The sequence below is a fragment of the Hymenobacter coccineus genome, assembly GCF_001816125.1.
Taxonomy (GTDB): domain Bacteria; phylum Bacteroidota; class Bacteroidia; order Cytophagales; family Hymenobacteraceae; genus Hymenobacter; species Hymenobacter coccineus.
In genome coordinates this window covers 1-7,101 of record NZ_MDZA01000118.1, presented here as the reverse complement: position 1 = coordinate 7,101, position 7,101 = coordinate 1, and the positions used below count along the sequence as shown (strand labels likewise).

The 7,101-nt window shown below is 65.2% G+C and carries 5 protein-coding genes and 1 pseudogene; 2 read left to right on the top strand and 4 right to left on the bottom strand.

Annotated features, from left to right (window positions below):
* Window positions 1-19 precede the first annotated feature (19 nt).
* Window positions 20-442, bottom strand: coding sequence for a hypothetical protein (locus tag BEN49_RS08995; RefSeq protein ID WP_070742693.1), 423 nt, complete (start codon window positions 440-442; stop codon window positions 20-22).
* Window positions 443-786: 344 nt separating this feature from the next.
* Window positions 787-1,170 (bottom strand): hypothetical protein, encoded by a 384-nt coding sequence (locus tag BEN49_RS08990; protein ID WP_125916662.1) that lies wholly within the window; start codon window positions 1,168-1,170, stop codon window positions 787-789.
* Window positions 1,171-1,392: 222 nt separating this feature from the next.
* On the opposite strand from BEN49_RS08990, the gene uvrA reads away from it, so the two are divergent.
* Window positions 1,393-4,476 carry an excinuclease ABC subunit UvrA gene (gene uvrA / locus BEN49_RS08985; RefSeq protein ID WP_239691880.1) on the top strand — a complete coding sequence of 1,028 codons (3,084 nt, stop codon included), beginning with the start codon at window positions 1,393-1,395 and terminating at the stop codon, window positions 4,474-4,476.
* A gap of 216 nt (window positions 4,477-4,692) precedes the next feature.
* On the top strand, window positions 4,693-4,968 hold the full coding sequence (locus BEN49_RS30485) for a YidH family protein (protein ID WP_083325937.1): 276 nt from the start codon (window positions 4,693-4,695) through the stop codon (window positions 4,966-4,968).
* 385 nt (window positions 4,969-5,353) lie between these two features.
* Here BEN49_RS30485 and BEN49_RS29445 read toward each other — a convergent pair.
* Both BEN49_RS29445 and BEN49_RS27750 read right to left on the bottom strand, forming a co-directional pair.
* Window positions 5,354-5,674, bottom strand: a pseudogene (locus BEN49_RS29445) (TMEM175 family protein); the annotation flags it as partial.
* Between the two features lie 110 nt (window positions 5,675-5,784).
* A partial coding sequence (locus BEN49_RS27750) for a hypothetical protein (RefSeq protein ID WP_158022805.1) occupies window positions 5,785-7,101 on the bottom strand: 1,317 nt, incomplete at its 5' end.

The following is a 7,101-nucleotide window of genomic DNA, read 5'->3' as shown; positions in this document are numbered from 1 at the left end:
GCCGTAGTTCCCCCCGCGGTTATCGAGCCCGCCCACGGTTGCCACCGTAGTTCCCCCCTCGGTTGTCGCCGTAGCCGCCGCGGTGGTCATCGTAGCCGCCGCGGTTGCCGTAGCCGCCGCCGTAGCCGGGGCGCACCACCACGCCAGGGCGGCCGTAGCCGGGGCGGCCGGCATAGTAGCCGTTGCGGTAGTCGTTGCCATAGCCGTTGCCGTAGGGAGAGTAGGGGCGGTAGGCGTAGCGGGCGTGGTAATACTCGCCTTGCAGCCAGGGCTGGCGGCCGCGGTAGCCAATCACGACGGGGTGGAACTGGTAGGGGTCGTAGCCGTAGAGCTCGGGCAGCGGCACCCAGTAGCCGTCCTGGTACACAATGTATTGCTGCGTGTACAGGTCGTAGTAGCCGTCAATTTCGGGGATGTAGTAGTACTGCGTGCCGTAGGGCACCTGGGGCCCCAGCCCGGGTTGCCAATGTTAATGCTGACCCCCACCTGGGCGTGGGCGGCCGGGGCGGCCAGCAAAGCAAACGCACTGACCAGGGCGGTACCGATGAATTTGGGGAGGGCTTTCATAACAGGGAGGAAAAAGGCAAGAAACCAGAGCGCTAACGGTGGCGCCTACCCAATAGATGCAAGGCAGATGCCAGGTTACGCAGCCACGTTCGGCGGGGGCCAAACAATCGACCAATGGGCCCAAACTTCCGGCGCACCGGGGCCCCGGTGGGAGCCGGGGCGGCCACGCGTCCTTGCCCAGGAAAGCACTGATTGCACCGTCCATCCGCCCGCAGCTGCTCAGTTTCTGGCTTTGCGAAATAGGTAGCGTGTGGTCGGTAAGTCAGGGGAGAAGGCGAATGGATAGGCCTGCACGAACTCCCAGCCGGCGGCGGTCAGTTCAGTCAGCTGCCGGTTAATTACTTCGGTATTGCGCGCAATCTTAGCCAGGTTTTTTTCGACGGAGAGGCTCCCAAGGTCCTCTAGCTGTACCTCGGTTTTGCCTTGGAAAGCGGGGGTAATCAACATTTTTGCCAAAGACTTTGTGCCCGATTCTATATTAGTAACGGTCAGGAAGTCATACGTCTTAGCAGGTGCGCTTTGCGCCGGGGCGAGGTGGGCCCCCACCGCCAGCAAAACACTCAATGAGGCGGTGCGCCGTTGCGCAGAAGAAAGCAGGGACATAAGCAGTAGGTAGAGCAAAGTGGGTGGGAAAAGGCCCGGTTGAGCAATCGGCGGCGGGCCGGCCGGGCAAAGAAAGAGAAATTGGAATACTGCGCACTAATCAGGCTGGGGCCCTGTTGTGGCTGGCTGCGCCCGGCCGCGCAATAGTGCAGAAAAATCCAGCTTTTTGCCATCCTCAGCCGGTCGTTCGCGTACCTTCGCTTGTTCCTCCGATTTGCCCGCATGGCCAAGAAAAACCCGGCTACTTCCGTTGCCCCAGCGCCCAAAGTGGCGGCTGCCTCGTTGAAAAAGAAAATAGCAGGTGCTACCACCAACGCCGCCGGGGCCCCCGGCAGCCAGCCCACTGAGGCCGGCCTAGCGGTGGCCTTGCAGCACCAAACGCCCGAAACCCTGCCGCCCGCGGGCCCCCCCGCCGGGGCCCCGGCAGGGGGCCCCGCGGGCCTGCCCGCCCCGCGCCCCTTCGATGCCCCGTTCATTGAAGTGTACGGCGCGCGCGAGCACAACCTCAAGAACGTGAGCGTGCAGATTCCGCGCAACCGGCTGGTGGTGTTCACGGGCATTTCGGGTTCGGGCAAGAGCAGCTTGGCCTTCGACACGATTTACGCCGAGGGGCAGCGGCGCTACATGGAAACATTTTCGGCCTACGCCCGCTCCTTCATGGGGGGCCTGGAGCGGCCCGACGTGGACAAGATTGAAGGCCTCTCGCCGGTCATCAGCATCGAGCAAAAAACGACCTCGCGCAATCCGCGCTCCACGGTGGGCACCATCACCGAAATCTACGATTTCCTGCGCCTGCTCTACGCCCGCACAGCCGAAGCCTTCAGCTACGCCACCGGCGCGAAGATGATCCGGCAGTCCGACGACCAAATCATCAATTACATCCTGCGGCACTACGACGGCAAGAAGCTCGTGGTGCTGGCGCCCGTGGTGAAGGGCCGCAAGGGCCACTACCGCGAAGATTTCCAGAAGATTGCCAAGCTGGGCTTCACCAAGGTGCGCGTGGATGGCGAGCTGCTCGACATCACGGCCAAGATGCAGGTGGACCGCTACAAAATCCACGACATCGAAATCGTGATTGATCGGCTCGTGGTGAAGGAAGAAGACCGCTTCCGCCTCTCGGGCTCGGTGCAGAACGCGCTGACCCACGGCAAGGGCACCATGCTCGTGCTCGACCCCGACGCCAAGGGTGAGAGCAAGAGCGAGAAGGGCAAGCCGCAGTTTTTCTCGCGCTTCCTGATGGACCCCGCCACCGGCATCGCCTACGACGACCCGGCGCCCAACACGTTCAGCTTCAATTCGCCCTACGGCGCCTGCCCCACCTGCAACGGCCTGGGCGAAGTGCAGGAAATTACGGAAGACGCCGTGCTGCCCGACCGCAAGCTCAGCATCAGCCGCGGCGGCATTGCGCCCCTGGGCGAGTACCGCGACATCTGGATTTTCCAGCAGCTCCAGCTCATCCTCAAAAAGCACAAGGCCACCCTTAACACGCCGCTTGAAAAGCTGCCCGAGGAGCTGCTCACCCGCCTGCTGCACGGCATCACGGAGGACGAGGCCGACGACCGCAAAACCATCTACACGGAGCCTTTCGAGGGCCTCATTCCGTTCCTGCGCCGGCAGATGGACTCGGAGTCGGACAACATCCGCGAGTGGATTGCCCAGTACGCCCAGGCCCAGCCCTGCCCCGAGTGCCAAGGCTACCGCCTCAAAAAGGAAAGCCTGCACTTCAAGCTGGCCGACCGGCACATCGGCGAGCTCTCCACAATGGACCTGGCCGAGCTGGCCGCCTGGTTCGAGGGCGTGGAGGACCGCCTGAGCGAACGCCAGAACGTGATTGCCCGCGAGCTACTCAAGGAGATTCGCAAGCGCATCGGCTTCCTGCTCGAAGTCGGCCTGGACTACCTCAGCCTGCACCGCCCGGTGCGCACGCTCAGCGGCGGCGAGAGCCAGCGCATCCGCCTCGCCACCCAGATTGGTACCCAGCTGGTGGGCGTGCTCTACATTATGGACGAGCCTAGCATTGGCCTGCACCAGCGCGACAACGAGCGCCTGATCAAGGCCTTACAGCACCTGCGCGACATTGGTAACTCGGTGATTGTGGTGGAGCACGACAAGGACATGATCATGCACGCCGACCATGTGCTCGACATCGGGCCCGGGGCCGGCATCCACGGCGGGCACATCGTGGCCAGCGGCACGCCGCAGGAAATTTTCAACTCCGGCTCGCTCACCTCGCAGTACCTCAGTGGCCAGAAGCACATCGAGTTGCAGAAGAAAAAGCGCAAGGGCGAGGGCACCGAGCTGGTGCTGAAAGGCGCCAAGGGCAACAATCTCAAGAACGTGACCCTGAAGGTGCCGCTGGGCAAGCTGGTGGCCGTCACGGGCGTGTCGGGCTCGGGCAAAAGCACGCTCATCCACGATACGCTGTACCCGATCCTCAACCAGCACTTCTTCAACGCCAAGCGCGAGCCCCTGGCCCACGGCGGCATCGAAGGGCTCGATTTACTTGACAAGGTGATTGAGGTGGACCAGTCGCCCATCGGCCGTACGCCGCGTTCGAACCCAGCGACTTACACCGGGGTGATGACCGAAATCAGGGCCCTGTTTGCGGAGATGCCGGAGGCGAAAATCCGCGGCTATGGCCCCGGGCGCTTCTCGTTCAACGTGAAGGGCGGGCGCTGCGAAACCTGCGAGGGCGCCGGCATCCGCACCATCGAGATGAACTTCCTGCCCGACGTGCACGTGCCCTGCGAAACCTGCAAGGGCCGCCGCTACAACCGCGAAACGCTGGAGGTGCGCTTCAAGGGCAAGTCCATCACCGACATCCTCGACATGACGGTGGAAAAGGCGGTGGACTTCTTCGAGTTCCAGCCCCGCATCCTGCGTAAGATCAAGACCCTCAACGAAGTGGGCCTGGGCTACCTCACCCTGGGCCAGCAGGCCACCACCCTCAGCGGCGGCGAGGCCCAACGCGTGAAGCTGGCCACCGAGCTGGGCAAAAAGGACACCGGCAAGACGTTCTACATCCTCGACGAGCCTACCACCGGCCTGCACTTCGAGGACATCAACCACCTCGCCGCCGTGCTCCAGAAGCTGGCCGACAAGGGCAACACCGTCCTTATCATCGAGCACAACTTGGACCTGATCAAAGTGGCCGACCACGTCATCGACATCGGCCCCGAGGGCGGCGGGGGCGGCGGCAGCATCGTGGCCCAGGGCACGCCCGAGCAGGTAGCCAAGAGCGGCAAGGGCCACACCAGCCGCTTCCTGGCCGAGGAGCTGCGCACCAGCAAGTACGCGGAGGCGTAGAGCCCCGGGGGCTTGTTTGCAGTTTCTAGAAATATAAGAAAAGAGCTACCAGAAGCTACCAATTCTATTAAGGATTGGTAGCTTCTGGTAGCTCTTTTCGTTTTGCTGAAAGTGTTAGTTGGCAGTGGGATAACTGCTGCTTCCTGGCTGACCTTGGGGCCCCATGGACGGGCCCCGGGGCCAACCAGCCGGCGCGCCCCTGCGTAGGGCCCCCATATGATGCCCGACCCGCCCAAGCCTTTGCCCAACTACGACCAGCAGCGGCTGGCCGCCTCCCGCACCCGCATGGCCAACGAGCGCACCTTGCTCACGTACGTGCGCACCAGCTTGGCGCTGATGGCCTTTGGGCTGGCGCTGTTACAGTTTCACCCCGAGCGGGGCGGGCGGCTGGGCTACAGCGCGTTGGCCGCGGCGGGCGCCACCATGTTGGTGGGCTGGCTGCGCTACCGGACGCGCCGCCGCGACATTGAAAACTGCCGGGTGCCGGGCTAGGCGCCGGGCGCCGGGGCGCCGGCTGGGGCCCCACCGGGGCGTGCAGTGCCTCGTGGCGGGCCAGCCGGCGGCGGTAGCGGCGGCCGTACAGCGCCATCAGGGGGAAGATGGCGATGAGGGCCAGCCGCGACAGTACCACGAAGCCCAGCAGCATCAGCACGGCGCTGGCTACGAACGCGGCCACCGACACCAGGGGCCGCAGCAGGTCCAGGTCGGGGTGCTGCCGGTGTTCGGGGCGGGTGATGCCGTGGGCCGGGTTACGGATGTAAGCTTGCAGCCACACCTGCATCAGGGCCGTGAAAACGACGCTGGCGCAGTACAGCACCCACGGCGTCTTCAGCATGGGGTATTCGCCCTGGAAGGCGGCCGTGAAGGGCATGAGCACGATGCTGAGCAGGAACAGGACGTTCAGCCAAATCAGCCCGTTAGTGTACTGGTACACGTAGCGGAACACGCGGTGGTGGGCCACCCAGTAGATGGCGATGACGAAAAAGGCCACGAAAAAGCCCACGAACCGCGGAATCAGGTGCAGCACGGCGTTCACCACCTCGGTTTCGGAGTGCACTTCGTGCAGCTCGGGCACCTTTATCTCGATGGCCAGCAGCGTGATGGCGATGGCAAACACGGCGTCGGTGAACAGAATTAGCCGCTCCAGCTGGAACTCGGTGCGGTCGTGGTGGTGCAGGGCGGTGTCGGGGTGGGCCATAAGCAAAGGCAAAAAGAGGGGCTAAAGTAGGGGAGGCCCCGCAAAGGGGCCCCACGGGCCCGCCGCCATTTGCCGGTTGGCCCGGCGGGCTGGCGCTCCCGTGCATTGGCTCAGAACAGGCTTCCATCCGCTCCGGCGGGGCCCTGGTGCGGGCCCTCGCCGCCAGGTTCGTTAGCTGCTAAGGCGCTTTCTTCCAGCCCGTCGGGGGCCACGAAGCGGGCTTTGAAGCGAGCATACAGCGCGTTCATGCCCAGCAGGAGCAAGCCCATAAAGATGAAGACGATGGCCCGCATCACGGTGCCGCTCTGGCTGAGGTCGAAAAACACCAGCCGCACCAGGCAGCCGAGCATGCCGGCTAGGGCCCCGTAGCGCAGGTCTTGCCGGCGCAGCAGCAAGCTGGTGCTGAACACCGCCACAACTTCCAGCATCAGCAGCACGGTGAGCACCGAGCGGTCGAACGACTGAATGAACAGCAGCGCGAGGGCCCCGAACGCGGGGTAAAGCAGCCACGCTTCCAGCTGGCGGCGCGTGGGCCGGGCCAGCATGGCCCAGGCCGGTGGCAAATCGGCAAAGGGCGCGTTGCCCACGCGCAGCCCCAGCCCCACGTAGCCAAACAGCAGGCCCACCGCGGTGGTAATTACCCACCAATTGAGGCTAAGCAGCTGGTTGGGCGTGATGTAGCGTAAGCACGCGGCGCTGGCCGTGGCCGCCGCCAGCCAGTAGTAGAGCCGCCCGTACAGGCCCAGCCGCCGGAAGCGGACCGGCAGCCCGGCCGCCGCTTGGGTGAGGGCCAGCGCCGCGGCCGCCCACAGCAGCGGCAGCCAGGGCGTGCGCACGTGGTGGGCCAGCGTGGCGGTGCCAAACAGCAGCGCCGCCTCGGGCAGCCACGGGTGCAGCACGCGCCACGAGCGGTACACCGGGGCCGTGGCCGGCGGCTGGGCCGTCGCCAGGGCCCCCAGCACCCCGAAGAGCAAGGCCGCCGTGAAATACTCGGCGGGCTGGCCGAAGAAGGTTTCGGTGCGGGCCAGCAGCCAGCCGTGGGTTAGCAGGGTGCCCGCCAGCAGCCAGTAGCCCAAGTGCAGCAAGTAGCGGTCGGGCTGGCCGGCGCGGACCACAGCGGCCGCGTCGGGTAGGGTGCGGCGCCACGCCAGGGCCCCCGCGAAAGCTGCGCCCGCCAGTGCCAGCAGTCCCAGTGCGTAGTATGCCACATGGCCCGCCGGCACAGCGGCCCCCAGCGCCACCAGCAGGTGCAGCCCCAGTACGTACAGCCCCGGCCACCGCACGAACTGCCCGCCCGCCGGCCACCACGCGGCCCGCAGGCTTACCAGCGGCACGGCCAGCGTGGGCAGCAGGTATAGCAGCGCCGCGCCCGTGCCGAGTGCCCGGGCCGGCAGCAGCACGTGGCCCCCATTGCAGCCCCCAGGTAG